This is a genomic window from Candidatus Omnitrophota bacterium (assembly GCA_041650805.1).
Classification (GTDB): Bacteria; Omnitrophota; Gorgyraeia; order 2-01-FULL-45-10; family 2-01-FULL-45-10; genus JBAZKM01.
In genome coordinates, this window is record JBAZKM010000001.1 from 111,594 (window position 1) to 138,447 (window position 26,854).

General features: G+C 54.6%; 20 protein-coding genes and 1 pseudogene. All 21 read left to right on the forward strand.

Features of this window, described 5'->3' with window-relative positions; all coding sequences use genetic code 11:
• The 21 genes and pseudogenes from WC515_00725 to purL all read left to right on the forward strand — a co-directional run bounded on the left by WC515_00725 (position 1) and on the right by purL (position 26,854).
• A complete protein-coding gene (locus WC515_00725; protein MFA5145895.1) occupies positions 1 to 453 on the forward strand; it encodes an NADH-quinone oxidoreductase subunit B family protein in 453 nt (150 codons plus the stop codon).
• Positions 450 to 923 (forward strand): NADH-quinone oxidoreductase subunit C, encoded by a 474-nt coding sequence (locus WC515_00730; protein ID MFA5145896.1) that lies wholly within the window; start codon positions 450 to 452, stop codon positions 921 to 923. Before WC515_00725 ends, WC515_00730 begins: the two co-directional genes overlap by 4 nt.
• Before the next feature lies 1 nt (position 924).
• Entirely contained in the window at positions 925 to 2,157 is a 1,233-nt protein-coding gene (locus tag WC515_00735; protein MFA5145897.1) for a nickel-dependent hydrogenase large subunit, read from the forward strand.
• Positions 2,157 to 3,101 carry a complex I subunit 1 family protein gene (locus WC515_00740; protein ID MFA5145898.1) on the forward strand — a complete coding sequence of 315 codons (945 nt, stop codon included), beginning with the start codon at positions 2,157 to 2,159 and terminating at the stop codon, positions 3,099 to 3,101. Before WC515_00735 ends, WC515_00740 begins: the two co-directional genes overlap by 1 nt.
• On the forward strand, positions 3,098 to 3,481 hold the full coding sequence (locus WC515_00745) for a 4Fe-4S binding protein (protein ID MFA5145899.1): 384 nt from the start codon (positions 3,098 to 3,100) through the stop codon (positions 3,479 to 3,481). The genes WC515_00740 and WC515_00745 overlap by 4 nt, the downstream gene beginning before the upstream one ends.
• On the forward strand, positions 3,450 to 3,950 hold the full coding sequence (locus WC515_00750) for a hydrogenase 3 maturation endopeptidase HyCI (GenBank protein ID MFA5145900.1): 501 nt from the start codon (positions 3,450 to 3,452) through the stop codon (positions 3,948 to 3,950). Before WC515_00745 ends, WC515_00750 begins: the two co-directional genes overlap by 32 nt.
• A 7-nt stretch (positions 3,951 to 3,957) precedes the next feature.
• Positions 3,958 to 4,608 (forward strand): HAD family phosphatase, encoded by a 651-nt coding sequence (locus WC515_00755; protein MFA5145901.1) that lies wholly within the window; start codon positions 3,958 to 3,960, stop codon positions 4,606 to 4,608.
• A complete protein-coding gene (locus WC515_00760; protein ID MFA5145902.1) occupies positions 4,601 to 6,376 on the forward strand; it encodes a YgiQ family radical SAM protein in 1,776 nt (591 codons plus the stop codon). The genes WC515_00755 and WC515_00760 overlap by 8 nt, the downstream gene beginning before the upstream one ends.
• A 6-nt stretch (positions 6,377 to 6,382) precedes the next feature.
• Positions 6,383 to 7,663, forward strand: coding sequence for a radical SAM protein (locus WC515_00765; protein MFA5145903.1), 1,281 nt, complete (start codon positions 6,383 to 6,385; stop codon positions 7,661 to 7,663).
• A gap of 125 nt (positions 7,664 to 7,788) precedes the next feature.
• The gene (locus WC515_00770) at positions 7,789 to 9,393 is read left to right on the forward strand and encodes a CTP synthase (protein MFA5145904.1); all 1,605 of its coding nucleotides are present in this window, start codon (positions 7,789 to 7,791) and stop codon (positions 9,391 to 9,393) included.
• 16 nt (positions 9,394 to 9,409) lie between these two features.
• Entirely contained in the window at positions 9,410 to 10,489 is a 1,080-nt protein-coding gene (carA, locus tag WC515_00775; GenBank protein MFA5145905.1) for a glutamine-hydrolyzing carbamoyl-phosphate synthase small subunit, read from the forward strand.
• Positions 10,482 to 12,131, forward strand: a pseudogene (carB, locus tag WC515_00780) (carbamoyl-phosphate synthase large subunit). The gene carA (WC515_00775) and the pseudogene carB (WC515_00780) overlap by 8 nt, the downstream one beginning before the upstream one ends.
• A gap of 46 nt (positions 12,132 to 12,177) precedes the next feature.
• The gene (locus tag WC515_00785; GenBank protein MFA5145906.1) at positions 12,178 to 12,594 is read left to right on the forward strand and encodes a secondary thiamine-phosphate synthase enzyme YjbQ; all 417 of its coding nucleotides are present in this window, start codon (positions 12,178 to 12,180) and stop codon (positions 12,592 to 12,594) included.
• Between the two features lie 20 nt (positions 12,595 to 12,614).
• Positions 12,615 to 13,073: a phage holin family protein gene (locus tag WC515_00790; protein ID MFA5145907.1), complete on the forward strand. Its 459-nt coding sequence runs from the start codon at positions 12,615 to 12,617 to the stop codon at positions 13,071 to 13,073.
• Positions 13,048 to 14,721: a hypothetical protein gene (locus WC515_00795; GenBank protein ID MFA5145908.1), complete on the forward strand. Its 1,674-nt coding sequence runs from the start codon at positions 13,048 to 13,050 to the stop codon at positions 14,719 to 14,721. The genes WC515_00790 and WC515_00795 overlap by 26 nt, the downstream gene beginning before the upstream one ends.
• Before the next feature lie 64 nt (positions 14,722 to 14,785).
• On the forward strand, positions 14,786 to 16,315 hold the full coding sequence (locus WC515_00800) for a DUF1846 domain-containing protein (GenBank protein ID MFA5145909.1): 1,530 nt from the start codon (positions 14,786 to 14,788) through the stop codon (positions 16,313 to 16,315).
• A gap of 296 nt (positions 16,316 to 16,611) precedes the next feature.
• Entirely contained in the window at positions 16,612 to 17,757 is a 1,146-nt protein-coding gene (gene carA / locus WC515_00805; GenBank protein ID MFA5145910.1) for a glutamine-hydrolyzing carbamoyl-phosphate synthase small subunit, read from the forward strand.
• Positions 17,744 to 21,013 (forward strand): carbamoyl-phosphate synthase large subunit, encoded by a 3,270-nt coding sequence (gene carB, locus WC515_00810; GenBank protein ID MFA5145911.1) that lies wholly within the window; start codon positions 17,744 to 17,746, stop codon positions 21,011 to 21,013. Before carA (WC515_00805) ends, carB (WC515_00810) begins: the two co-directional genes overlap by 14 nt.
• Before the next feature lie 26 nt (positions 21,014 to 21,039).
• Positions 21,040 to 22,458: an amidophosphoribosyltransferase gene (gene purF, locus WC515_00815; GenBank protein ID MFA5145912.1), complete on the forward strand. Its 1,419-nt coding sequence runs from the start codon at positions 21,040 to 21,042 to the stop codon at positions 22,456 to 22,458.
• A complete protein-coding gene (gene guaA, locus WC515_00820; GenBank protein MFA5145913.1) occupies positions 22,451 to 23,992 on the forward strand; it encodes a glutamine-hydrolyzing GMP synthase in 1,542 nt (513 codons plus the stop codon). The genes purF and guaA overlap by 8 nt, the downstream gene beginning before the upstream one ends.
• A complete protein-coding gene (purL, locus tag WC515_00825; GenBank protein MFA5145914.1) occupies positions 23,993 to 26,854 on the forward strand; it encodes a phosphoribosylformylglycinamidine synthase subunit PurL in 2,862 nt (953 codons plus the stop codon). It abuts the gene before it with no gap.

The following is a 26,854-nucleotide window of genomic DNA, read 5'->3' on the forward strand; positions in this document are numbered from 1 at the left end:
ATGAAGTTTACGGAAAAGGTGACTAACTGGGCGCGGATCAAGTCGCCGTGGATACTCCACTTCAATACCGGGGCCTGCAACGCCTGCGACATAGAGATCATCGCGGCGCTCACCCCGCGATATGACCTGGAACGTTTCGGGGTGCAGCTCAAGGGCACTCCCAGGCATGCGGATGTGCTCATCTGCTCCGGGCCGGTCACAAAACAGGTCAAGTCGCGGCTGAGGCGTATTTACGAGCAGATGCCGGAACCGAAATTCGTCGTAGCCGTAGGGACCTGCTCCTGCTCCGGCGGCGTCTTCGACGGGTGCTATAGCGTGGAATCGGGCGTGGATAAGGTAATACCGGTAGCGGCGTACATACCCGGCTGCCCGGCCAGCCCCAAGGCGATAATAGACGGGGTCGTAAAATTGCTGGTGAGCCTCGAGGAGAAGGAAGAGAGGGAGAAGAGATGACCGCTGAAGAGACGATCGTCTCCGGATTCCAGGATAAGTTCGCGAACCTTGCCGGGAAGATAAGGGTGGCCAGGCAGAGGCGCATCTTCATAGAAGGCGTCGATCACCTTAATTTTTCTGAAGTATTCGATTACGCGGTGCGGGAGCCGGGATTCTCGATCCTGCTTACCATAACCGGACTGGACGAAGGCCAGACGCTCGGTTTCATATACCACATGGCAAGGCCGGACGGGATCATACTCAATATCAAGACATCCGTCCCGAAAGAGAGACCTGTCCTGAAGACGGTCTGCCGCACCTTCCCCGGCGCAGAGAACTACGAACGCGAGGTGGCCGATCTTTTAGGCGCGGTGATCGAGGGGCTCCCGGAGGGGAAACGTTACCCGCTGCCGGACGATTGGCCGGCCGGGCAGTACCCGCTGCGGAAGGACTGGAAACCCGAAACCAAAGACGAGAAGGAGACACAGTAATATGCATAAAGTGGTGATCCCCATAGGACCTCAGCACCCAGCGCTCAAGGAACCGGAGAGCTTCAGGGTCACGCTGCAGGGAGAACGCATCATGGCATTCAGCGCGCGGCTCGGTTACAACCACCGCGGCATCGAGAAAGCGTGCGAAGAACGCACATACACACAGGACGTCTATCTGGCGGAACGCGTATGCGGGATATGCTCGCATGCCCATTCGACATGTTTTGTCCAGGCGGTCGAGGAGATAGCCGCTCTCGCGGTACCTAAGCGAGCCCTGTACATCAGGACACTGGTGGGCGAACTGGAGAGGATACACAGTCATCTCCTGTGGCTCGGGGTGGCGGGACACGAGGTGGGATTCGACACCCTTCTCATGTACACGTGGCGCGACCGGGAGATCGTGATGGATATCCTGGCATCCCTTACGGGCAACCGCGTGAACTACGGGATAAACACCATAGGCGGTGTCCGGCGGGATATAACGCCGGAACAGGCAAAATATGTCCTCGCAGGTATCAATAAACTGGAAGAGCGGACCAAATATTACATACAGGTGGCCAAGGAAGAGGTGACATTGATACAGCGTTTATCGGGCGTAGGCATGCTGTCGCACGAAGCCGCAATAAAACTCGGCGCCGTAGGCCCGACCGCGCGCGCTTCCGGGGTGGACAGGGACACGCGCCGCGATGACCCGTATGCCGCATACGGAGAGCTGGACTTCAAGGTCGTCACGGATGACCACAACGACGTTTACGGGAGGACCCTGGTGAGGATGGGCGAGCTCATGGAGTCGTATAAGATGATCCGGCAGGCCCTGAAGAAGATGCCGGACGGCCCCATAACCGTAAAGGCGCCCCGCAAGATACCGGCAGGGGAGGCGGTAAGCCGTTACGAAGCCCCGCGCGGAGAGGACGTGCATTACGTCAAGTCGAACGGTACGGAGAGACCGGAAAGGGTGAAGATGAGGGCGCCCACCCTGGCGAATATGCAGACCGTGGCCACCATGCTCAAGGACAGGAATCTCGCGGATCTTCCGATAGTGATAGCCGCGATAGACCCGTGCTTCTCCTGCACGGACCGCCTGACGCTCGTAAAAGATCTTTCAACCAGGGAGAGGAAGGTCATGAAGTGGGAAGAGCTCCATTCATACAGCATGGGCTGGTACAACGCAAAGGGTATAGAATTTTCGGAGCTTAACAAAAAATTAAAAAGGCTGATGGCAGGAAGGCGCTGATGCTCATTTCGATAGTAAACATCCTCATATTCCCGGGTTTTCTGTTCCTGGCCGTTTTAGGGTTTGCCGCCGAATACATAGACCGTAAACTTTACGCGCGGCTGCAGAACAGGGTGGGTCCGCCGTGGTATCAGCCCGCCGCCGACTTCATAAAACTTCTGGGAAAAGAAGATATAGTGCCTGAGGAGGCGAACCCGGCAATATTCAAATTGATGCCGATATTCGCCCTCACGGCCACAATCACCTCCATATCCTATATCCCGCTGTGGGGGGAGAACGCCCTCTTCTCGTTCAACGGAGACCTCATAGTGGTCCTGTATCTTCTGACGCTTCCGACCATCACCTATTTCCTCGGCGGATGGTATTCGACCTCTCTCTTCTCCAGGATAGGCGCAGTCAGGGCGCTCACGCAGCTCTTCGCGTACGAGGTGCCGTTCTTCATAAGCATACTGGCACCGGCGATGCTCGCCAATACCTGGTCGTTAAGCGAGATGGCCGCCTTCTATGCGGACCACAGCTGGTACTGGCTCTTCAATATCCTGGGATTCGCCATATCGCTCGTGGCGCTCCTGGGTAAGCTGGAAAAGGTGCCGTTCGATATCCCTGAGGCGGAGACCGAAATAGTGGCCGGCACGTTCACGGAATACAGCGGCCGTCTCCTTGGCCTCTTCCGCCTGAACCTCGATATAGAACTTGTCGTATGTTCCTCTCTCCTGGCGGCCGTTTACCTTCCTTTCTGGCTCGATCTCCCTGCGGTCACCGGCTTCCTGGTATTCCTGGCCAAGGTCCTGTTCATAATCTGTCTTCTATCTTTCCTCAGGACGCTCTTCGCGCGCCTGCGCATAGACCAGATGGTCGCATTTTGCTGGAAGGTCCTTGCGCCGTGCGCATTTGTACAATTTTTGTTTGACCTCTATGCGAAAGGGTTCCTGGTGAAGATATGATACGCCCCGGAAAGATGATACGACAGCTCCTGGAATCTTTTTTCAGGCGTCCCGCAACGACAAAATACCCCTTTATGAAGAAGGCGACCGACATGCCGGAACATTTCCGGGGGAAGCTCCTGTTCCATCCGGAGAAATGCATCGGCTGCAAAATGTGCATGAGGGACTGCCCGTCGAACGCCATCACCATAAAGAAGGTGGGGGAGAAGAAGTTCGAAGCCGAAATAGACCTGGGCAAATGCATATACTGCGCACAGTGCGTCGACACGTGCCCGAAAAAAGCGCTTGAGGCCACCGGAGAGTTCGAGCTCGCCTCTCTGGACCGCAAAAAACTTAAGGTCACATTCCGTGCAGACGATAAAGTCGCTCCTCAAGGATAGGCTCACCGGCGCTAAGAGGATAGCCGTCCTGGGCGTCGGCTCGGACCTGAGGGCCGATGACGAAGCCGGCCTCCTTGTGGCGAAAGGACTGCTGAAGAACAGCCCGTCCCGGAAGGGCAGGGTCCCGATCGCGGCCTTCATAGGAGCTACCGCCCCCGAGAACCTTACCGGAGAGATAAAACGTTTTAAGCCCTCGCACCTCCTCATAATCGACAGCGCGGAGTTCGGCAATAAGCCCGGCACGATCCTCGTGTTGAAGCCGGCCGACATAAAAGAAGGGGTGACCTTTTCCACACACCTCATGCCGGCCAGGATCCTGTCCGAATATTTTCATACCTCCATGAAATGCGACATAACCATAATAGGCATCCAGCCCGGGACGATGAAGTTCGGCAAGCCCGTATCGAAATCGGTAAAGAGCGCGGCGAAAGAGGTCATCGCGGCCATCCTCAGCGCGGCGAAACGCTGATCAGTCTATGCGCTACAAGATGATCATCTTCGACATAGACGGCACCATCACCACCCATATAAGTTCCTGGCGCTACATACACGAAAAGCTGCGCATGTGGGACGATATCGCCTTCCGTTATCAGAAGAGGTTCCTGGCCGGGAAGATAAGCTACAGGAAATTCTGCGAACTCGATGCCGCGCACTGGAGAGGCCTGCCCGAGGCGCGCATACGCCGCATATTCGGGACCGTCCGGTATTCAAAGAACGCGGCGCGCTACATAAGGAAACTTAAAGAGGCGGGGTTCATACTGGTCGCCGTCTCTACCGGGTTACAGTTCATGGCCGACAGGATAAAAAGAGAGCTCGGGTTCGATCACGCCGTATCGAATGAGCTCGCTTGCCGGGGAGGCATCATCACAGGCAGGGTCAAGATCAATATATCGCACGGAGCAAAGGGAAAGATACTTAAGAAGATATTCAGGCGCTTCGGGGTCAGGCCGGATGAGGTGATAAGCGTGGGGGACAGCGAAGGAGACATCCCGCTCGCTAAGAATTCCGGATACTCGATAGCGTTCAACTCCTCCAGCGCCCGTCTCTCGAAGATCGCCGACTATGACTGCAGGACGAAGGATTTCGGTGAAGTATACAAAAAGATACTGAGGATAACATATGAATAAGGGATTCCTCCCGGCCTCCGCAGAAGAGATGGAACGGCGCGGCTGGAAAGAACCGGATATCGTCCTGATCACCGGCGACGCCTATGTGGACCACCCGTCCTACGGCACTGCTCTCATCGGAAGGGTGCTCGAATACGCCGGATTCCGGGTTGGGATAATAGCGCAGCCTGACTGCAGCCGTACGGACGACTTCAAAAGACTCGGAAGGCCGAAACTCTTCTTCGGGGTCACCGCGGGAAACCTCGATTCTATGGTGGCCAACTATACGGCCAACCGGAAGATACGCACCGGTGACGATTATTCTCCGGGCGGCAGGGCAGGCCTGAGGCCGGACAGGGCGACCATCGTCTACACAAATAAGATAAAGGAAGCGTTCCCCGGGGCTGTCGTCGTAATAGGCGGGATGGAAGCGAGTATGAGGCGGCTGGCCCATTACGATTACTGGTCCGATACGGTCCGCCGCTCCGTATTGTTCGATGCCAAGGCCGATATACTAGTATACGGGATGGGGGAGAGGCAGATCACCGAGATCGCGCGCCGCCTGAGGCAGGGTGACCCCATAAAGGCGCTGGATGATATAAGGGGGACCGTTACGGCGCGCGGGGACTTAAGCGGTATCGATGGCTATATCGAGATCCCGTCGTTCGATTCGGTCAAGTCAGATAAGGATGCTTTCAATAAAGCGCTGAAGACGGTCTATTCACAGGCAGACCCGTTCCGCGGCAGGACGATAGTCCAGCGGCACGGCGACAGGTTCGCCGTACATCATCCTCCGGAACTCCCGTTAAAGACGGGAGAGATGGATAAGCTCTATAGCCTGCCGTATCTGCGTAAGCCGCATACCATATACGACGGCATCGGCGCCATCCCCGGTTTCGAGATGGTCAGGTTCTCCGTCACCTCCCACCGCGGATGCCCCGGCGGTTGTAACTTCTGCTCTCTATACCTCCACCAGGGCAGGATCGTCCAGAGCAGGAGCGAAAGATCGATAGTCGAAGAAATATCGGAGATCTCTCGCGATAAAGATTTCCGCGGTACGGTCACCGACATAGGCGGCCCTACGGCCAACCTGTACAGGGCAAGGTGTGAGCGATGGACGGATAGAGGCGCCTGTGAAGGTAAACATTGCCTGACGCCGGCGAAGTGCAAAGATCTCACGCTCGGATATCCCGAGATGATGAAGCTATGGAGATCCGTAAAGGATATCGGCAGGGTAAAACACGTATTCACGGGGAGCGGGGTCAGGTACGACCTCCTGACCGACAAAGGATCGGACGGATACTTCAACGCCTTATGTAAGGAACATATCAGCGGACAGCTCAAGGTGGCCCCGGAACACAGCGAAGAGGCGGTCCTGAAGCTTATGAACAAACCCTCTTTCAAAGTATACGAAAATTTCTTAAACAAGTTCGGCGCTATGAACGGGAGATTACGGAAGAGACAGTACCTTGTCAATTACCTGATAAGCGCGCATCCGGGCGCCCGGCTGGAAGACGCACTGCGCCTTTCGCTTGAGCTCATTAAGCTCGATATACACCCAGAACAGATACAGGACTTCATACCGCTTCCCATGACCGTTTCGGGGGGCATGTACTACACGGAGAGGGACCCTTTTACGGGAAGGCCTGTCTACGTGGCAAAGGGGGAGAGGGAGAGAAAACTGCAGAGGGCCCTCCTCCAGTATAAACAACCCAGGAACAGAAGGTATGTGCTGGAGGCGCTGAGGAAACTGGGCAGGATGGACCTTAAGACTGTATTTTTACACTAGACCATTATGACCTTAAAAGCGGTATCCCCGTATAAAATGGTGGTTGCGGACAGGAGAGGGAGGATCTTCCCCGTGCCCGGGATAGAGCCGCTGGGCATGGAGTCAGGCAGATTTTTCCGGTTCCGCGGCGAAGACCTTATCCCCTTACCGGAAGGCAGCCGGCTCTTCATGCTTCCCGGCAGGACCCCTGTCGGTTACGACGGAGGCTCCGGCAACATAAGGGCCCTAGACAGATACCTTGCAGCCGCCGCCTTCACCCCGCCGGGCTTCACCGTGACGCATAATAGCGCCTATGAAGAGAGGGGTACCGCGCGCATCCTCCCGCTCTTCGCGTATGCTGCGGTGGCGTGGCGTAATGACAGATTTTACGCCGCCGTGACACTGGTAGACCGGGACCGTAGGCACAGCGAGGATACGATCGACATAAAGAAGGTGAGAGAAAAGATAAAGCTTTTCAGGAAGATATTCCCCCATAACCGCGTGGTACGCCACCTGGAAAGATGCGCCACCGGATACTCCTGCCCCAACGCCCAGAACTTTTTCCTCTCAAGATACGAAGCGCCCCTGCCAGTATCGCCGCGTTGTAACGCGAACTGCGCGGGGTGCATATCTTATCAGCCGCGCGGCCGCTGTCCCGCGACGCAGCCGAGGATAAGATTTACCCCGGCCCCGGAAGAGTTATCGGAAGTCGCTCTTTTTCATATCGATAATGTCCTCGGCGCAATAGTGAGCTTCGGCCAGGGCTGTGAGGGCGAACCGCTCCTGGCGGCAGATACGATATCCGAGACGATACGCCTGATAAGGCGGCGAACGCCGCGCGGCACAATACATATGAATACGAACGCAAGCCGACCGGAAGCCGTAAGGCGCCTCTTCGACTCAGGCCTCGACAGTATGCGCGTGAGCATGAATAGCGTACGGCCCGAGTACTATACGCGTTATTATAAGCCGCGCGGGTATACGTTCCGTGACGTACTGAGATCGATAGAGTCGGCCCCGGGGAAGAGAGGGTTTGTGGCGCTCAACTACCTGACCATGCCCGGATTCACCGATTCCGAGAGTGAATTCGCGGCATTGAAAGGCATTCTTAAGAGTCATAATATAGGCATGATCCAGTGGAGGAATCTCAACTTCGACCCACAGGCGTATTTCAGGGAGATCGGGCTTACCGTACCGCGCCATGATATCCTTGGCATCCGCCATGTAATAGCCTCTCTCAAAAAAGATTTCCCCGGGCTGCTCATGGGCTACTTCAACCCGCCTAAAAAGGGCCAAAAAAAATCTTGACATAAGCAAAAGATGTGATAATATAACAGATGACAGTTCGAAGCGGAACTATGCAAAAACAAAGGCGTTTTAGGGCCGGACCATCGGCGCTTAAAACGCCCTTTCTGTTTGTAGGGGATAGGAAGATGCCAAAGTACATATTCATAACCGGGGGTGTAATATCGAGCCTGGGGAAGGGTATCGCGTCGGCATCTATCGGAAGGATAATGGAGGCGCGCGGCCTCAAGATAACCCTCCTGAAGCTTGACCCTTACATAAACGTCGACCCGGGAACGATGAACCCTTTCCAGCACGGAGAGGTGTATGTTACCGATGACGGCGCCGAGACGGACCTTGACCTGGGACACTACGAACGATTCACCAATGCGAAACTGACCAAATTCAATAACGCCACCACCGGTCAGGTCTATAACACGGTCATCTCGCGTGAACGGCACGGCGATTACCTGGGCAAGACGATCCAGGTGATCCCGCACATCACGGATGAGATAAAGAGACGGATAAAGAAAGTGGCCGAGGTCTCGGATGCGGATATAATACTCGTGGAGATAGGCGGGACCGTCGGCGACATAGAGGGGCTGCCCTTCCTTGAAGCGGCGCGCCAGTTCCGGCTGGAGGCCGGATATAACAATACCCTTTACGTACACGCCACGCTCATCCCGTATATGCGCGCGGCGGGGGAGATCAAGACGAAGCCGACGCAGCACAGCGTCGGCAAGCTGCGTGAGATAGGTATCCAGCCGGACATCCTGATATGCCGCACGGAGAAGCCCCTGGCCCCGGACGTGAAAGAGAAGATATCCCTTTTTTGCAACGTCCATAAAGAGGCGGTCATCGAGGGACGGGACGCCGACTGCATATACGAGATCCCGCTCTTATTCAAAGAACAGAAGCTGGACCACATCATCCTTGACCACTTCGGCTTGCGGTCCAGGTCGACAGACCTGAAACGCTGGAAGAGAGAGGTCGTCGACAGGGCGCTCCATCCCGCGCATAAAGTCACCATAGCGCTGATAGGGAAGTATATAGCGCTGCAGGATGCCTATAAATCTATCTACGAGTCGCTTGCCCACGCGGGCATACATAACGATACCAGGGTCGAGATCAGGAAAGTGGACTCGGAAGAGATAGAGAAGGTGGGGGCGGAAAAGCTCCTGAAAGGCGTCTCCGGCATACTGGTGCCGGGCGGCTTCGGCTACCGCGGCATCGAAGGGAAGATAGGGACGATAGAGTTTGCCAGGAAGAACTATATACCGTTCCTGGGGCTCTGCCTGGGCATGCAATGCGCGGTAATAGAATTTTCCAGGAATGTGTGCGGCCTGAAAGACGCCAACTCCACGGAATTTAAGCCATCCGCGCGGCAGCCTGTGATAAGCCTCCTCGAAGAACAGCAAAAGATAAAAGAGATGGGCGGATCGATGCGGCTGGGGGCATACCCGTGCCGGATAAAGAAGGGAACGCACGCCTTTAAAGTGTACGGCAGAGGGCTGATCTCCGAAAGGCACCGGCACAGATACGAGTTCAATAACGCGTACCGGTCCCTGCTGGAGAAGAAGGGTATGGTATTTTCCGGTACGTACCCCGAAAAGGACCTCGTAGAGATAGTGGAATTGAAAGATCATCCTTACTTCATCGCCGTTCAATACCACCCGGAGTTCAAATCAAAACCGGATAAGCCGCACCCGCTCTTCAGGGATTTCATAAAAGCGGCGTTGAAAGTTAAAAAATAGCTGCTGAAAGCTGATAATGAAAGCGATCCTCGCATTAGAAGACGGGAAGATATACAGGGGCAGATCATTCGGCGCATCCGGAGAAAGCTACGGAGAGGTCGTCTTCAACACGAGCATGGCCGGATACCAGGAGATAATAACGGACCCGTCCTATAAGGGTCAGATCGTCGTCATGACATATCCCCTGATCGGGAATTACGGCGTGAACGAAGATGACGCGGAGTCCCGCAGGCCCTTCGTAGAAGGTTTTGTGGTCAAAGAGTACAGCAAGATCGCCTCTAACTTCCAGAGCATGGGCACGCTCGGAGATTACCTGGCCGCGAACAATATACCCGGCATCGAAGGTATCGACACGCGTGACCTGACTCTCCATATAAGGCAGGCGGGTGAGCTGAAGGCGGTCCTTTCCACCGTCGACCTCGACGAAGCCGGCCTCGTAAAGAAGGCCCGGGATTCGAAAGGGCTTATGGGGAGAGACCTGGTCAAAGAGGTCGTGCCGGACAAAGGATACGAATGGAACAAAACCGGCAAGTACAAGGTCGTGGTCCTCGATTGCGGGGTCAAATTGAACATCCTCAGGCAGCTTGCCAAAAATGGCTGTCGTGTATCTGTGGTACCGGCAACGGTCCCGGCCGCGGATATCCTGGAGATGAGACCGGACGGCGTGCTCCTTTCGAACGGCCCCGGAGATCCGGCCGCTCTCCCGTACGTGGTGAAGACAGCGCAGGAGCTAATAGGTAAGGTACCCATATTCGGTATCTGCCTGGGCCATCAGGTGCTCGGGCAGGCGTTCGGCGGGAAGACATATAAGCTTAAATTCGGCCACCACGGAGGCAATCACCCGGTCAAGGACGTGAAGACCGCAAAGGTCGCCATCACTGTCCAGAACCACGGTTTTTGCGTCGATATGGATACGCTCAATAGAAGGGAACTGGAACTGACGCATCTGAACCTTAACGACCAGACACTGGAGGGCATGAGGCACAGGAAGCTGCCCATCTTTTCGGTACAGTTCCATCCCGAAGCTTCGCCGGGGCCGCGCGACGCGGAGTATCTCTTCGGGAAATTTACGGAGATGATGAAACGGTATGCCTAAACGCAAAGACATTAAGAAGATACTCATCATCGGCTCCGGACCTATAACCATAGGCCAGGCGTGCGAGTTCGACTACTCCGGCTCCCAGGCATGCAAGGTCCTGAGACAGGAAGGATATAAGGTCGTGCTGGTAAATTCTAACCCGGCGACCATCATGACGGACCCGGAGATGGCAGACAGGACATACATCGAGCCGATAACCGTAGAGGTCATAGAGAAGATCATAGCCAGGGAGAGGCCGGAAGCACTCCTGCCCACGCTGGGAGGGCAGACCGCGCTCAACACAGCCGTGGGGCTGGCAGAGGCCGGCGTCCTTAAAAGATATAAAGTCGAGACGATCGGCGCCAATATCAGGTCCATAAAGAAGGCGGAAGACAGGCGTCTCTTCAAAGAGGCGATGCAGAAGATAGGGCTGGACCTTCCGAAGAGCGACAAGGCATACGATATAGACGAGGCGCTCGATGCGGCAGATAAGATAGGCTTCCCCATAATCATACGGCCGAGTTTTACGCTGGGGGGCACGGGAGGAAGCGTCGCCTACAACAGGGAGGAATTTAAGGAGCTTGCTAAAATAGGCCTCGAGTCGAGCATGATAAGCGAGGTATTGATCGAGGAGTCGGTCATAGGATGGAAGGAATTCGAGCTCGAGGTCATGCGGGACATAAATGATAACGTCGTCATAATATGCTCCATAGAAAATCTCGACCCGATGGGTGTCCACACCGGTGACAGCATAACCGTCGCGCCCCAGCAGACACTGACGGACCGCGAATACCAGAGTATGAGGGACGCGGCCATCGCCTGCATCAGGGAGATAGGCGTAGAGACGGGCGGGTCGAATATCCAGTTCGCGGTCCATCCTGAGACGGGCCGCATGGTCGTAATAGAGATGAACCCGAGGGTGTCGAGGAGTTCGGCCTTGGCCTCCAAGGCGACGGGATTCCCCATAGCGAAGATCGCCGCAAAACTTGCGGTGGGTTATACCCTGGACGAGATACCGAACGACATAACGAAAGAGACGCCCGCCTGTTTCGAGCCGGCCATAGATTACTGCGTCGTCAAGATACCACGTTTCACGTTCGAAAAATTCCCGGCGGCGGACCCGACGCTCACGGTATCGATGAAATCGGTGGGTGAGGCGATGGCGATAGGGAGGACCTTCAAGGAGGCCCTGCAGAAAGGGCTCCGTTCCCTCGAGATAAAGAAGTCGGGGCTCGAGAGCATCCTCTTCAGGGAGACGAGAGACCCGGACAGCGCAGCGATCGACGCTATTTATGAAAAGCTCCGGAAGCCGAATGCCGAACGCATATTCTATATCGGCGACGCCTTCCGCGCGGGTATATCCGTAGACCAGATCTACGAACTTACAAAGATAGACAGGTGGTTCCTTAACAATATAAAGGAGATCGTGGATTTCGAGAAAGGGCTCATAGAAAAGAAGGGCTCGATATCGGTCAAACTGCTGTCCGAGGCCAAACAGTTCGGTTTCAGCGATCGCCAGCTCTCGGTGCTTCTGGGTGTCGCCGAAGAGGAGATATACCGTCTTCGTAAATCGCACAATATAGCTCCCGATTTTAAACTCGTAGATACATGCGCCGCCGAGTTCACGGCGCACACGCCGTATTATTACTCTACTTACGACGTTTAGGAAAGTTGCGCCAAACGTCTTTTCCTGATACAATACCCATATGAAAGCGCACACAAAATATCTGTGGCTAAATACCGAAGAGCGCCAGGCCTTCGTGAACATCACATCCGAGGTGGAGGCGGCAGTAAGAGAATCGAAGGTGCGCGAGGGTATATGCCTGGTGAACGCCATGCACATAACGAGCTCCGTATTCATAAACGATAATGAAGACGGCCTGCACAGGGATTTCGCCAGGTGGCTCGAGAAACTCGCGCCTTACGGGCGCCATAGCTACGATCACAACCTTACCGGAGAGGACAATGCCGACGCGCACCTGAAACGGACGATCATGGGCAGGGAAGCGGTGGTCGCCGTCACCAACGGAAAACTGGACTTCGGCCCCTGGGAACAGATCTTCTACGGAGAGTTCGACGGCCAGAGGCGGAAGCGAGTACTTATAAAAGTGATAGGCGAGTAGGGTATAGGGTATAGAATATAATGAGCTACTTCCTGGCCAAATGGGTCATTAATATATTATCCCTTTTTGTGGTAGCGCATGTCGTCGCCGGCATAAGCACTGACGGATGGCAGGCGACCATCGTAGCCGCGCTCGTCCTGGGCGCCCTGAACGCGTTCCTCAGGCCTATACTTATAGGCCTGACGCTTCCGATCAATATATTATCGCTGGGGTCTTTCACTCTCATCATAAACGGTTTTCTCTTCTACCTCACTTCGCGTTTCGTCCCGGGATTTGCCGTCGCAAGCTTCGGCCACGCCTTTCTGGCGGCTATCCTATTCAGCATCATAAGCTTCATACTGAATATCGCGCTCGGGCCGGCGTTCACCGTAAGGATGAGCTACCCCGGCCGCAGATCCGGGCCCCGGGAGCGGGAGGGCGGGGATGACGGCGTGATCGACGTGGAGGCGAAGGTTGAAGAAGAGGGCCCTGACAAATAATATAAAGACCGGATATCTGGTCTTTTTTTTGGCTCTGGTCATAGCAACGTGGTCTCAGTACCACAGCTTTACCAATAAATATCTTCTGGCATACGACTTTCATCGCCATTCGTTCTGGATGCAGCAACTTCGCGACCCGTCATTATTCAGAGGCGACCCCTTAACAGATTATTCAAAACACCACGAACCGCCGGGTTTCATCGCCCTCTATTATTTTTTATCCTTTTTTACAGACCCGCTCCTTGCATCCAAGATCATCCCGCTTTTTCTCTTCGCCCTGTCCGCATTATATCTTTTCAAGCTCGTCCTTCTTATCGCCGATACGCGAACAGCGTTCTTGGCAGGCACGCTCTTCATCGTATCGTCGTTCTATTTTGAACAGATGGTCGGCGGCTTGCCGCGGGCTTTCGCAACACCTCTGATGATACTTTTCATTTACTATCTCATGCGCGGGAAATACGCAAGATCGTCTTCTATCCTGGTGGCTCAGGCACTATTCTATCCCGTTATATTCTTTGAATCTCTGCTGACATATCTGCTTGTGATGATCGATAAGGCGCGTAAAAAGGACCTGCCGGACGCATTTACCCGCCACAGAAAGATATTTCTTGCTGCAATAGCGATATCGCTTTTTATCCTGTCAATGAAATACGTTTTTACCGACCCTGCCGTAGGAACACTGGTCATGCGCGCTCAGATAGCCACCGATCGCGATCTGACGATACCGGCACGCTATCTTTCACCTCCGAAATGGTCCGATCTCACCGGCCTGCTGGTCTCATATATCGACTGCAGCAGCGTCTTCCTCCATAAGATATGCGGCCTCCTTGCATCCGCCGGATGGGGAAACGGGATCATGCTCATAACTCTCTTTTCCGCAGGTCTCCTGTTATCACTATTAGCCAGGTCGCATTCCCGGAAAGCGCTGCTGCCGCATGAGATAATTTTCCTTTTATCCGCCGGCTTTATCATGTTCTACGTAGCGGATGCGCTTCTATTTGTGCTCTATCTGCCTACGCGGCAGCTTCATTACATACTGCCCATGACGATACTGATCCTATCCGCGGTTGTCGTCGGCCGGATGGTGATCTCCGTAAATAACCCGCGGCTGCGGAATACCATATACGGCCTGATCATACTCCTTGCGTTTTCGAATCGAGGCATCCACCGCAACATAGGCCTCCTGGACTATTCCGCTTATCACGGCTTATACAGCTATATAGGCTCCTTGCCTGAAGACGCCCTGATCGCCGCTCCACCCGATATAGCCGACGGCATACCGACATTCTCTTTCAGAAAGGTCTTTCTGACCCGGGCCTCCGCCGATACGATCTACGACCATCACAGCAAATTGATCAAAAAACGTTTTTATGATTTTTATAGATCCTATTATTCGAAGGACCCGGGCCCTATATACGATTTCTGTGAAAGGAACGGTATAGATTATATCGTAGTCGATATAAAAAAATTTTTAAACGACACCCCTTCCCGCGAGATCGCTTTTTTAAAGGATGAGCCCCTCGCATCCATTCTTAACGGCACTTTGACCGGCGGGAAAAAATTCGCGCTCATGAAGATCCCCGACCATGATAAACTTTTTATGGGCGACGGCATCTTCGTGATAAAGAAAGATGCCCTGTCCCGCTGATATTTTTCCTTTACATCCATGGCGCAGTGATACTATAATACTCCCTATTACCAACTCAGGCGATATGACAAAAACAGGTTTTGATAACGAGAAGTATTTAAAAGAACAGACGCAGGCGATCCTCGATCGCGTAAAGAAGTTCGATAACAAGCTCTACCTCGAATTCGGCGGCAAGCTCTGTTTCGATTATCACGCCGCGCGCGTCCTCCCCGGATACGACCCCAACGTAAAGATACGCCTCCTCCAGTCGCTAAAAGACAAGATAGATATCATACTGTGCATATACGCGGGGGACATCGAGAAGGGCAGGGTGCGCGGCGACTTCGGGATCACTTATGACGCTGCCACGCTCAAGCTCATAGACGACCTCAGGAAGTGGGGCCTCGATATACTGGCCGTCGTGATAACGAGGTTCGCGAACCAATCGGCCGCCTCCATATTCAAGAATAAACTCGAGCGGCGGGGGGTGAAGGTATACCTCCATTACCCGATAGATAAGTACCCTACCGACGTAGACCTGGTGGTAAGCGACGCCGGATTCGGGAAGAACGACTATATAGAGACCAAAAAACCCATAGCCATAGTGACCGGGCCCGGTCCGAACAGCGGCAAACTCTCCACGTGCCTTTCCCAGCTCTACCAGGAACATAAGCGCGGCGTGAACGCCGGCTACGCGAAGTTCGAGACGTTCCCTATATGGAACCTTCCGCTGAAACACCCCGTAAATGTCGCATACGAGGCGGCCACCGCGGATATACAGGACTTCAACCTGGTCGACCCGTTCCACCTCGGCACATACAAAGAGACAGCCATAAACTATAATCGCGACGTCGAAAGCTTCCCCATACTGAAACTGATATTGAACAGGATATTCAAGAAGAACGGTACGGGAAACATGCCCATGTATAACTCGCCGACGGACATGGGCGTGAACAAGGCCGGGTTCGGCATAGTGGACGACGCCGCAGTCTGCGAAGCGGCAAAACAGGAATTGATCCGCCGGTATTTCCGGTACAACGCGGAGTACGTCATGGGCATAGAACGGAAAGAGACGGTGGACCGCGTAGCGCTCCTGATGGAAGAGATGGGCATGAAGGTGACGGACAGGCCTGTGGTCAATGCCGCGAGGAAAGCGGCCGAAGATGCGGAGGCGAAAGGGAAGGGCCACGCAGGGATATTCTGCGGCTCCGCCATACAGCTCAAAGACGGCAGGGTCATCACCGGTAAGAATTCGAAGCTCATGCATGCCTCTTCCAGCCTTGTCCTTAACGCAGTGAAACTCCTGGCCAACATACCGGATGAGATACTGCTCCTCTCCCCGCATATCATAAACCAGATATCCAAGCTGAAGGAGGGGATACTCAACGCGGAACCGGAAAGCTTAGACCTTGAGGAGACGCTCATAGCGCTGTCTATAAGCGCCACCACCAACCACACCGCCGAAATAGCCATGAAGAAGCTGATAGAGCTGAGGGGCTGCGAAGTCCATATCACCCATATACCGACCCCCGGGGACGAAGTAGGCCTGAAGATGCTGGGGGTCAACCTCACTACCGACGGAAAATTCTCCTCCAGGAACCTCTTTGTGACATAATATGCTTGACAGCGTCACGACGGCGTGTTATCATCAAAGAGTTATTTTAAGATAATGATGCGTCAGGGAGGCGCATAACCGGATATAATATGAAAAACATGACATATACACATATGGAACATATTAATGTGCATAACCAAGGGGAGCTCAAGATACAAGGGGAGTAAGATCGCTCAACAGCTTCACGCGTTGTGGCCAGGGGGACTATCGTCTTCGCTGGCCGTTTTTATCCTTCGGTATACTCAGGATAAAATCCTGAGCTTTTGTCGAAGGATTTTTATTTTCGGGAGAATATCATGAATTCGGTGCTTATCCTGGAGAACGGAGAGATATTCGACGGTGTCTCTATAGGCGTAAGCGGTGAACGCATAGGCGAAGTGGTGCTGGATACCGCCGTCGTCGGCTACCAGGAGATAATGTCGGACCCCGCCAATGCCGGCAAGATAGTCGTCATGACGTACCCGTTGATAGGGAATTACGGGGTAGCCGATAAATTTTACGAATCGAAAAAGTGCTGGATCGGCGGACTTATCATAAAAGAGAAGACCCGGATATATTCGAACTGGCAGGCGGAGGGCTCATTTGACGGTCTCCTCAAGAAAGAGGGGATCGTGGCCATGGAAGGTGTCGATACCAGAACGCTTGCCATAACGATACGCGACGAAGGGGAGATGCTCGGGATGATCTCCGCCGGTAAGACGCCGGCATCGGAGCTCATGAAACGGCTCAAAGCCCATAAGAAGGGGAGCAGGATCGACTTCATCCGTTCCATATCGACAAAAGGCATTGTCGAGATAAAGGCAAAACCCTCCGGGCCCAGGATAGTAGTCATAGATATCGGCGTACTGAACAGCTTCGTTTCACAGTTGAAGACGCTGGGATGCAACATAACGCTCGTCCCTTACGATACGGATGCGGCCGCTATACTGGGGATGGCTCCCGACGGTGTTATAATATCGAACGGCCCTGAGGCGGACGTCTCATTACCGGCTGTCGCAAAGACGGCGAAAGACCTGATGGGAAGAGTCCCGCTCCTGGGCATATCTACGGGCCATGAAGTCATAGGGCTCGCGCTGGGCGCGAAATTACGGAAGATGAAGACGGGCCATCACGGCGTAAATTATCCCGTCAAACCTTCTGACTCATGGAAAGGCGAGATAACGGTCCAGAACCATTCGTATGTGATCGATGAGAACTCCCTGCCGAAAAAGGGCGGCATCGATGTCATATTGAGAAACCTGAACGATGACTCCGTAGAGGCGCTTGAAAGCAAAAAATTGAGGTTCATATCCGTGCAGTATTATCCGTCCAGCCCGGGATTCGGCGAGGTGAACCCGATCTTACGGCGTTTTATGGCTATGGCAGCACGTACGGACCGCATGGGGTCATCAAGGAGACCGTCCATGATGCATGACGGGGAGATAGAGCATGCCAAAGCGTAGAGATATACATAAGATATTGATGATCGGTTCCGGCCCTATAGTCATAGGACAGGCGTGCGAATTCGATTACTCGGGATCCCAGGCATGCAAGGCGCTCAGGGAAGAGGGTTATCACACCATCCTGGTCAACTCGAACCCCGCGACCATAATGACCGATCCCAATATGGCCGATGTGACTTATATAGAACCTCTTACCATTGAAGCAGTGAGCGAGATAATACGCAAGGAGAGGCCGGATGCGATCCTCCCGACATTGGGCGGACAGACAGGCCTGAACCTGGCGTTCTTCCTGATGAAGGAAGGCATATTGAAGAGATACGGCGTGGAGTCGATAGGGGCCGATGTCGATGCCATATCCCGCGCCGAAGACAGGGACCTGTTCAAAAAGGCCATGCAGGAGATAGGGGTGGGCGTGCCGAAGAGCGGCATCGCCACCGGCGTCGAAGAGGGGATGAAAATAGGGCTTGGCATAGGGTTCCCGCTCATCCTGCGGCCGGCTTACACCCTCGGGGGGAGCGGCGGCTCCATAGCTTATAACAAAGAGGAGCTGGAACAGTTCATCGCGAAAGGCATAGAGATAAGCCCCGTGGGGCAGGTGCTCGTAGAGCAGTCGGTCCTCGGGTGGAAAGAGATAGAGTTCGAGGTCATGAGGGATTGCGTAGATAATGTCATCATGATAACTTCCATGGAGAACGTAGACCCTATGGGAGTACATACAGGCGACAGCATAGTCGTGGCGCCGTCCCAGACGCTTACGGCCGAAGAGTATACACAATTTGTCAACCTCTCAAAACGCATAATACGCAAGATAGGCATAACGGGCGGCGGGGCCAATATACAGTTCGCCCAGAACCCGGATAACGGTAATATAGTCATAATAGAGGTCAACCCCCGGCTCTCGAGAAGCTCGGCGCTTGCCTCCAAGGCGACGGGATTTCCCATCGCCCGCGTGGCGACGAAGCTCGCCGTGGGCCTGACGCTCCCGGAAGTCCTGAACCAGGTCACAGGAAAGACATCGGCCTTCTTTGAGCCGACGGTCGATTACTGCGTATTCAAGATATGCCGGTTCACCTTCGAGAAGTTCCCGCAGACGAAGCGCATCCTGAACACGTCGATGAAGGCGGTGGGTGAAGCGATGTCGATCGGCAGGAACTTCAGGGAAGCCCTGCAGAAGGGGATACGGTCCACCGAGACACGGAGGTTCGGGCTCGGCTCAGACGGCAGGGACAGGATCGCGGACAGGATGCTGAAGAACCCCGGACAGGATATACTGGACGAGATACGGGATAAGATACGCACCCCTAATGATGACCGGCTCTTTTACATCCGTTACGGCATCAAGGCGGGGTTATCGACAGACGAGATATATGAGCTATCGAAGATCGACAGGTGGTTCATAGACAACCTGAGACAGATAGTGGAGCTCGAAGAGAAACTTCATCACTATAGGGCCGGGACTGCGAAGGACGGGATAAAAGTCCCGCATGACCTGCTCCTGGAGGCAAAACGGTACGGTTTTTCGGATATCCAGATAGCCCATATCATAAACTCAACGGAGAACACTGTGAGAACGCACAGAAAGAAGATGAAGATAAAACCGGCATATAAACTGGTCGATACGTGTGGCGGAGAGTTCAAAGCGGAACGGCCTTACTATTATTCGACCTACGAAACGAAAGATGAGAGCGCGCCTTCCAATAAGAAGAAAGTCCTTATCCTGGGCGGCGGGCCTAACAGGATAGGCCAGGGGATAGAGTTCGATTACTGCTGCTGCCATGCCTCATATGCGCTGAGGGACGAGGGGATAGAGAGCATCATGATAAACTGCAACCCGGAGACCGTCTCCACCGACTACGACACCTCCGACAAGCTCTATTTCGAGCCGCTCACCGTTGAGGACGTGATGAATATAGTCGACCTCGAAAAACCGGTCGGCATAATAGTCCAGTTCGGCGGCCAGACGCCACTCAACATATCGGGCGCCCTTTCGAAGGCAGGGGTCAATATACTGGGCACCAGCCCCGACTCCATAGACATCGCCGAGGACAGGAAAAGGTTCCAGGTGATGCTCAAGAAGCTCAAACTTATACAGCCCGATAACGGCACCGCGACCTCATTCGAGGAAGCCAGGGAGGTCGCCCAGAAGATCAGCTACCCGGTAGTGGTGCGTCCCTCATATGTCCTCGGCGGACGGGCGATGGAGATCGTCTACGATGAAAAAGGGCTGAGCGATTATATGGAGAAGGCGGTAGAGGCATCGCCCGAGAGACCCATACTGATCGATAAATTCCTCGAGGATGCCATCGAAGTCGACGTCGACGCCATAGCGGACGGGAACAGATGCGTTATAGGCGGCATAATGGAGCACATAGAAGAGGCGGGGATACATTCCGGGGACAGCGCTATGGTGCTCCCTCCTCATACCCTGGGGAAAGATATCATCGAAACGATCAGGAAGAACACCTATGCGATGGCAAAAGAGCTCAAGGTGAAGGGGCTCATGAACGTCCAGTACGCCGTCAAGAACAACATCGTATATGTTCTCGAGGTAAACCCGCGCGCATCCAGGACGATCCCGTTCGTGAGCAAGGTGATAGGCGTGCCGCTCGCGAAGCTGGCCACTAAGATAATGCTGGGAAAGACGCTGGATGAGCTCGGCTTCACAAAAGAGAAGACACCGAAGTCCGTCGCGGTCAAAGAGTCCGTATTCCCGTTCATAAGGTTCCCCGGCGTAGACGCGATCCTTGGGCCGGAGATGAAATCGACCGGAGAGGTGATGGGGATAGATTCGACATTCGGCGTCGCCTACGCCAAGAGCCAGATAGCGGCAGGGCAGAAACTGCCGGTCAAAGGGAACGTATTCATAAGCGTAAAGAACCAGGACAAGCGTAATGTCGTATTCGTCGCGAAGAAGCTGGCGGACCTCGGCTTCAAGATCATGGCGACCTCCGGGACCGCCGATGCCCTCAAGAACAACGACATAGACGTCCGGGTCCTGCCGAAGATACAGGAGGGCCGGCCGAATATCATCGACCTGATAAAAGACAGGAAGGTAGGGTTGATCATAAATACGCCGTCCGGCAAAGCCACAAAAGAGGATGAGACGAAGATACGTTCGCACGCTATACTGTACAGCGTTCCGCTCATCACGACCATTTCCGGGGCGCAGGCCTCGGTCAACGGTATAGAGAACCTTATAAAGCACCCGAAGATGGGCGTGAAGTCGCTTCAGGAATATCACAAAGATATAAAATAGCATAACACCGCTTATAAGGCTTAAATATGAAAGAGTACTGCGGAGTTGTCGGCATTTACGGCCATAAAGACGCGGCCCGCCTGGCCTACCTGGCCCTCTATGCCCTCCAGCACAGGGGGGAAGAGTCCGCCGGGATAGTCAGCTTCGACGGAAAGCGCGTACATTCCCATAAGGGCATGGGGCTCGTGGGGGTCGTATTCGACGAGCCGAACCTGAAGAAATTGAAAGGCCCTGCCGCCATAGGCCACGTGAGATACTCGACGACCGGGTCGAGCGTGGTAAAGAACGTCCAGCCCTTATTGATAAACCATAAACGCGGCTTCATAGCGGTAGCCCATAACGGGAATATCACCAATTCGGTGGAGATACGGAACGAGCTTGAAGACGGCGGCTCCATACTGCAGACGACGATGGACTCCGAGCTCATCGTACACCTCCTGGTCAAGGACCAGAAGAATAATTACAGACAGAAGATAGTGCCCATAACGTCCAAGCTTGAGGGCGCCTATTCGTTCGTCCTAATGATAAACGACTCCATATATGCCATACGCGATCCTCATGGTTTCAGGCCGCTCTGCCTTGGAAAACTCGACGGCGCCTATATCGTGGCAAGCGAGACGTGCGCCCTGGACATGATACAGGCCACCTACGTGCGCGATATCGAGCCCGGCGAGGTCCTGATAATAAATAAAGACGGCCTCACCTCCCTGAGACAGCCGACAGCCAAAAGACACGCCTTCTGTATATTCGAATATATATATTTCGCCAGGCCCGACAGCAATATATTCCAGAAGAGCGTCTACCTTGCCAGGAAGAACCTGGGCAGGGCGCTCGCAAAGGAGCATCCGGCCCAGGCCGACATCGTCATGCCGATACCCGACTCGGGCACCTGCGCCGCCCTGGGCTACGCCGAGGAGTCGAAGATACCGATAGAGATGGCCTTTGTCAGGAACCACTATATCGGCAGGACGTTCATCCAGCCGAGCCAGCTCATACGGGACTTCAAGGTGAAGGTGAAACTTAATCCCGTCAGGGATGCCATCAACGGGAAGAGGATAGCCATCATCGAGGACTCCATAGTGAGGGGCACAACCTCAAGGGGGAGGGTGAGGGCCCTGAGGCAGGCCGGCGCGAAGGAGATACATATGCGCGTCAGCTGCCCGCCGCTCATATCGCCCTGTTTTTACGGCATTGACTTCCCGACGAAAAAAGAGCTGGTGGCGTCAAAACATACCGTTGACGAGATAGCCCGTTTCATAGGCGTCGACAGCTTAAAATACCTGAGCCTGGAGGGGATGCTCGACTCCATGCTTCTCCCTAAAGAGGAATTCTGTACCGCCTGTTTCACCGGGAATTACCCCACGACGATATGCAAACCCCCGTCGAAGAAGGCCCTGGAACGGAGGGCCTGCGCGGGATTTGCGAAAGAAGAGATGCATGACTAACGAGATCCTGATAATAGATTTCGGTTCCCAGTATAATCAGCTGATCGCGCGTAAGGTCCGTGAGCATAGCGTGTTCTGCGAGATAGTGCCGCCGGATATAAAGGCCGGCTCCATAGACCCCAGGAAGGTCAGGGGGATCATCCTTTCCGGAGGGCCGGCCAGCGTCTACGAAAAGATGGCGCCCGTATGCGAAGAGGGGATATTCCGCCTCGGGATACCCGTCCTGGGCATATGCTACGGCATGCAGCTTATGGCCAGGATGCTGGGCGGAGAGGTCGCAAAGGCGGGTTCGCGGGAATACGGGCGGGCCTCCATCACCGTTACCGACCATCGTCTCCTATTCAAAGGCATACCAAAACGCAGCGTGACATGGATGAGCCACGGCGATAAGGTGAAGAGACTGCCCCGCGGCTTCAGGCGTATCGCCCTGTCGCAGAATACCTCGATCGCCGCATTCGCCGACCCTGCCAGAAAATTTTTCGGCGTCCAATTCCATCCGGAGGTCGCGCACACACGTTACGGGTCCGCGATATTGAAGAATTTCATAAAGGAGATATGCGGCGCCAAGAGCGACTGGTCGATGCGGTCGTTCGTGCGCGAGTCGGTCGCGGAGATACGAAAGACCGTCGGTCCGCGCGACAGGGTCATACTGGGCCTGTCCGGAGGGGTCGATTCTTCCGTCGCGGCCGTCCTCCTGAATAAGGCCATCGGTCACCGGCTTGTAGCCATATTCGTAGACAACGGGCTAATGCGCAAGAATGAGTCGAAAACGGTCGGCGAGGTCTTCCGGCGCCATTTTAAGATAAATCTGAAATCGATCGACGCGCAGGATGAATTCCTCAATAATCTCAGGGGCGTGGCTGACCCGGAGAAGAAGAGGAAGATCATAGGCAGGACCTTTGTCCGGATATTTGAACGCGAGGCGAAGAAGGTCGGGGGCGCAAAGTTCCTGGCGCAGGGGACATTGTATCCGGACCTCATCGAATCCCGTTCGGCGTTCGGCGGGCCGAGCGCCACCATAAAGACACACCACAATGTCGGCGGGCTCCCGAAGAAGATGAATCTTAAGCTGATAGAGCCGTTAAAGTACCTCTTTAAAGATGAGGTGCGCAGGGTAGGGAAAGAGCTGGGGATGCCGTGGGAAGTGCTAGGGCGCCACCCGTTCCCCGGGCCGGGCCTGGCCGTCCGCATACTGGGCGACGTGACAAGGGCCAGGTGCGATGTTTTGAGAGAGGTGGACGACCGTTTCATCTCGACCCTCATCAAAGAAGGATTATACGACACGATCTGGCAGGCGTTCGCGGTCCTGCTGCCTATAAAATCGGTAGGCGTCATGGGCGATGAGCGGACTTATGAGAATGCCGTGGCCATAAGGGCCGTCACGAGCCTTGACGGTATGACCGCCGACTGGGCAAAGATACCGTACGATGTGCTGGGCAAGGTGTCGAACCGCATAATAAACGAGGTAAAAGGAGTGAACAGGGTGGTATACGACATCAGCTCGAAGCCGCCTGCTACGATAGAGTGGGAGTAGATGATCTGGAGAGTTGAAGTAAAAGAGAAACGCGGTTTTTATGATGCCGCTGGCGAAAGCATAAAGAAGGACATCGCCGACCTCGGGTTCGCCCGCGCGATAGAGAAGGTCGTCTATATACAGGTCTATCTCCTGGGGGGCGACGCGGATGAGCGGGATATAAAGTTTATCTGCGAAGAGCTGCTCACGGACCCGGTAACCCAGGATTACAGTTATAACGGGAACGTATCGGACGAAAAAGGGCTCAAGGTAGTCGAGGTGGCCTATAACCCCGGCGTCATGGACCCCGTCGAGGAGAGCGCCAGGAAGGCGATAAGGGACCTGGGCATCACCGGCATCACCGCCGTAAAGACCGCAAAAAAATACCTCATCAAAGGAAGGCTCTCCCTCGGAGATATCCATTCGATAGCGGAGAAGGCCCTTTACAACAAGGTCATACAGCATATCGTGAAAGGGCGCTCTACGATAGCCCCGGAGCCCCCGCCTTACAGGTTCGAATTACGCCATATAAATATCCTGGACGCCTCTCCCGAAGGCCTTAAAAAGATATCGCGAAAAGGCCAGCTCTTCTTAAGCGTCGAAGAGATGCTCTCCATACAGAAATACTTCAAAAAACTGGGCCGCCCGCCCACGGATTGCGAACTCGAGACGATAGCGCAGACCTGGTCCGAACACTGTAAACATAAGACGTTCCGGGGATCGATAGAATTCGAAGGCAGGACGATACGCAACCTTTTGAAACGCACCGTAATGAAGGTCACGGAGGAGCTCGATAGACCGTGGTGCGTATCCGTATTCAAGGACAACTCCGGCATCATAAGGTTCGACGAAAAACATAACATCTGTTTCAAGGTCGAGACCCATAACCATCCGTCGGCGCTTGAGCCCTACGGGGGCGCGGGGACCGGCATAGGAGGCGTCATACGCGACCCTATGGGTACGGGCCTCGGCGCCAAACCGATAATAAATACCGACATATTCTGCTTCGCGCCTCCGGACTATCCTCACAAAAAAGTCCCGCGGGGAGTCCTCCATCCGAAAAGGGTCATGAAAGGCGTCGTTGCCGGAGTGAGGGATTACGGGAATAGGATGGGCATACCCACCTCGAACGGCGCGGTACTCTTTGACGAGGATTTTCTCGGCAACCCTCTCGTCTTCTGCGGGAACGTAGGCATCATGCCGAAAGAGAAGTCTTTTAAGAAGACGTTCTCGGGGGACCTGGTGGTCGTGGTAGGGGGGAGGACCGGCAGGGACGGCATACACGGCGCGACATTCTCCTCCGGCGAGCTGACGCATGAATCCGAAGAGGTATCAGGTTCCGCCGTCCAGATAGGGAACCCGATACAGGAAAAGAAGATGGCGGACGTCCTGATACAGGCCCGGGACCTGGACCTTTATAACGCTATCACCGACTGCGGCGCGGGCGGCCTCTCGAGCGCCGTAGGCGAAATGGGCGAGGAGCTGGGGGCAGAGGTGCACCTGGATAAGGTGCCTCTTAAATATAAGGGGCTGAGTTACGACGAGATATGGATATCGGAGGCGCAGGAGAGGATGGTCCTCGCCGTAGATCCAAAAAATATAGGCAGGCTGAAAGACCTTTTCGCCGGGGAGAACGTGGAGGCCACGGTCATAGGACGTTTCACGTCGGACAGGCGCCTGCGCCTCTTCTACGAAGGCACCGTCGTCTGCGACATGGATATGAAGTTCCTCCATGACGGTGTGCCGGACGTCAGGAGAAAGGCGGTATGGAAAAGGCCGTCTCACAAGGAACCCCGCCTGCCGGATAAGAGGGACCTCACTTCCGATCTCATAGGGCTCCTATCCAACTGGAACATCGCAAGCAAAGAATGGATCATACGGCAATACGACCATGAAGTGCAGGGGGGCAGCGTGCTGAAGCCGCTCCAGGGCGCAACGAACGACGGTCCGGGCGACGCGTCAATAACGCGGCCCATACTCGGCTCCAAAAAGGGTATCATATTATCGTGCGGGATAAATCCGGACCACGGGAAGATAGACCCGTACTGGATGGCGGCCGGCGCCATCGACGAGGCGCTGAGACAGATAACGGCGGTAGGCGGCGATATCGGAAAGGCGGCGCTCCTCGACAATTTCTGCTGGGGCAATACGAATAAGCCGGACCGGCTGGGCGGGCTGGTAAGGGCCTCCCGCGCATGTTACGATATAGCAAAGATATACGGCACGCCTTTCATATCCGGGAAGGATAGCCTTAATAACGAATATTCGACCGGCAAAAAGACGATCTCCATACCGCCGACACTCCTGATATCCTGTATAGCCGTAATGGACGATGTATCGAAGGCCGTGACGATGGACGCGAAGCGCCCCGGTAACGCCGTCTATCTCGTGGGATACACCCATGACGAACTGGGCGGCTCTCAATACTACAAGATGAAAGGATGTATCGGCAATAAAGTCCCAAAGGTCTACCCGTCATACGGAAAACGGCTGATGACCGCCCTGGCAGGAGCCATATCCAAAGGGACGGTCGCGTCCTGCCATGACTGTTCCGAAGGCGGGATGGCCGTCGCGCTCGCCGAGATGGCATTTGCCGGAGGTTACGGCATGGCGATAGACCTTGATACGGACGCGCTTCCTGAAGGGCAGGAGATATTGACGGATACCGTATTCCTATTTTCCGAATCGAACACCCGTTTCGTGGTAGAAACGAAAGACGAGCGCGCCTTCCTTGCCGCCCTTAAGGGTATCCCCGTATGGAAATTGGGCCGCGTATCAGACGGCCGATCCTTTAAAATAACCGGCCGGGATAAGAGACCGGTAATAACGACCGACACAGGGGCCCTGAAGGCGGCATGGCAGCGGCCTTTTAAGGATATCTGA

Bases quoted from the DNA above. Each gene is read 5' to 3' on its own strand.
- WC515_00725 (MFA5145895.1), top strand. From the start codon at position 1: ATGAAGTTTACGGAAAAGGTGACTAACTGGGCGCGGATCAAGTCGCCG.
- WC515_00730 (MFA5145896.1), top strand. From the start codon at position 450: ATGACCGCTGAAGAGACGATCGTCTCCGGATTCCAGGATAAGTTCGCG.
- WC515_00735 (MFA5145897.1), top strand. From the start codon at position 925: ATGCATAAAGTGGTGATCCCCATAGGACCTCAGCACCCAGCGCTCAAG.
- WC515_00740 (MFA5145898.1), top strand. From the start codon at position 2,157: ATGCTCATTTCGATAGTAAACATCCTCATATTCCCGGGTTTTCTGTTC.
- WC515_00745 (MFA5145899.1), top strand. From the start codon at position 3,098: ATGATACGCCCCGGAAAGATGATACGACAGCTCCTGGAATCTTTTTTC.
- WC515_00755 (MFA5145901.1), top strand. From the start codon at position 3,958: ATGCGCTACAAGATGATCATCTTCGACATAGACGGCACCATCACCACC.
- WC515_00760 (MFA5145902.1), top strand. From the start codon at position 4,601: ATGAATAAGGGATTCCTCCCGGCCTCCGCAGAAGAGATGGAACGGCGC.
- WC515_00765 (MFA5145903.1), top strand. From the start codon at position 6,383: ATGACCTTAAAAGCGGTATCCCCGTATAAAATGGTGGTTGCGGACAGG.
- WC515_00770 (MFA5145904.1), top strand. From the start codon at position 7,789: ATGCCAAAGTACATATTCATAACCGGGGGTGTAATATCGAGCCTGGGG.
- carA (MFA5145905.1), top strand. From the start codon at position 9,410: ATGAAAGCGATCCTCGCATTAGAAGACGGGAAGATATACAGGGGCAGA.
- WC515_00785 (MFA5145906.1), top strand. From the start codon at position 12,178: ATGAAAGCGCACACAAAATATCTGTGGCTAAATACCGAAGAGCGCCAG.
- WC515_00790 (MFA5145907.1), top strand. From the start codon at position 12,615: ATGAGCTACTTCCTGGCCAAATGGGTCATTAATATATTATCCCTTTTT.
- WC515_00800 (MFA5145909.1), top strand. From the start codon at position 14,786: ATGACAAAAACAGGTTTTGATAACGAGAAGTATTTAAAAGAACAGACG.
- carA (MFA5145910.1), top strand. From the start codon at position 16,612: ATGAATTCGGTGCTTATCCTGGAGAACGGAGAGATATTCGACGGTGTC.
- carB (MFA5145911.1), top strand. From the start codon at position 17,744: ATGCCAAAGCGTAGAGATATACATAAGATATTGATGATCGGTTCCGGC.
- purF (MFA5145912.1), top strand. From the start codon at position 21,040: ATGAAAGAGTACTGCGGAGTTGTCGGCATTTACGGCCATAAAGACGCG.
- guaA (MFA5145913.1), top strand. From the start codon at position 22,451: ATGACTAACGAGATCCTGATAATAGATTTCGGTTCCCAGTATAATCAG.
- purL (MFA5145914.1), top strand. From the start codon at position 23,993: ATGATCTGGAGAGTTGAAGTAAAAGAGAAACGCGGTTTTTATGATGCC.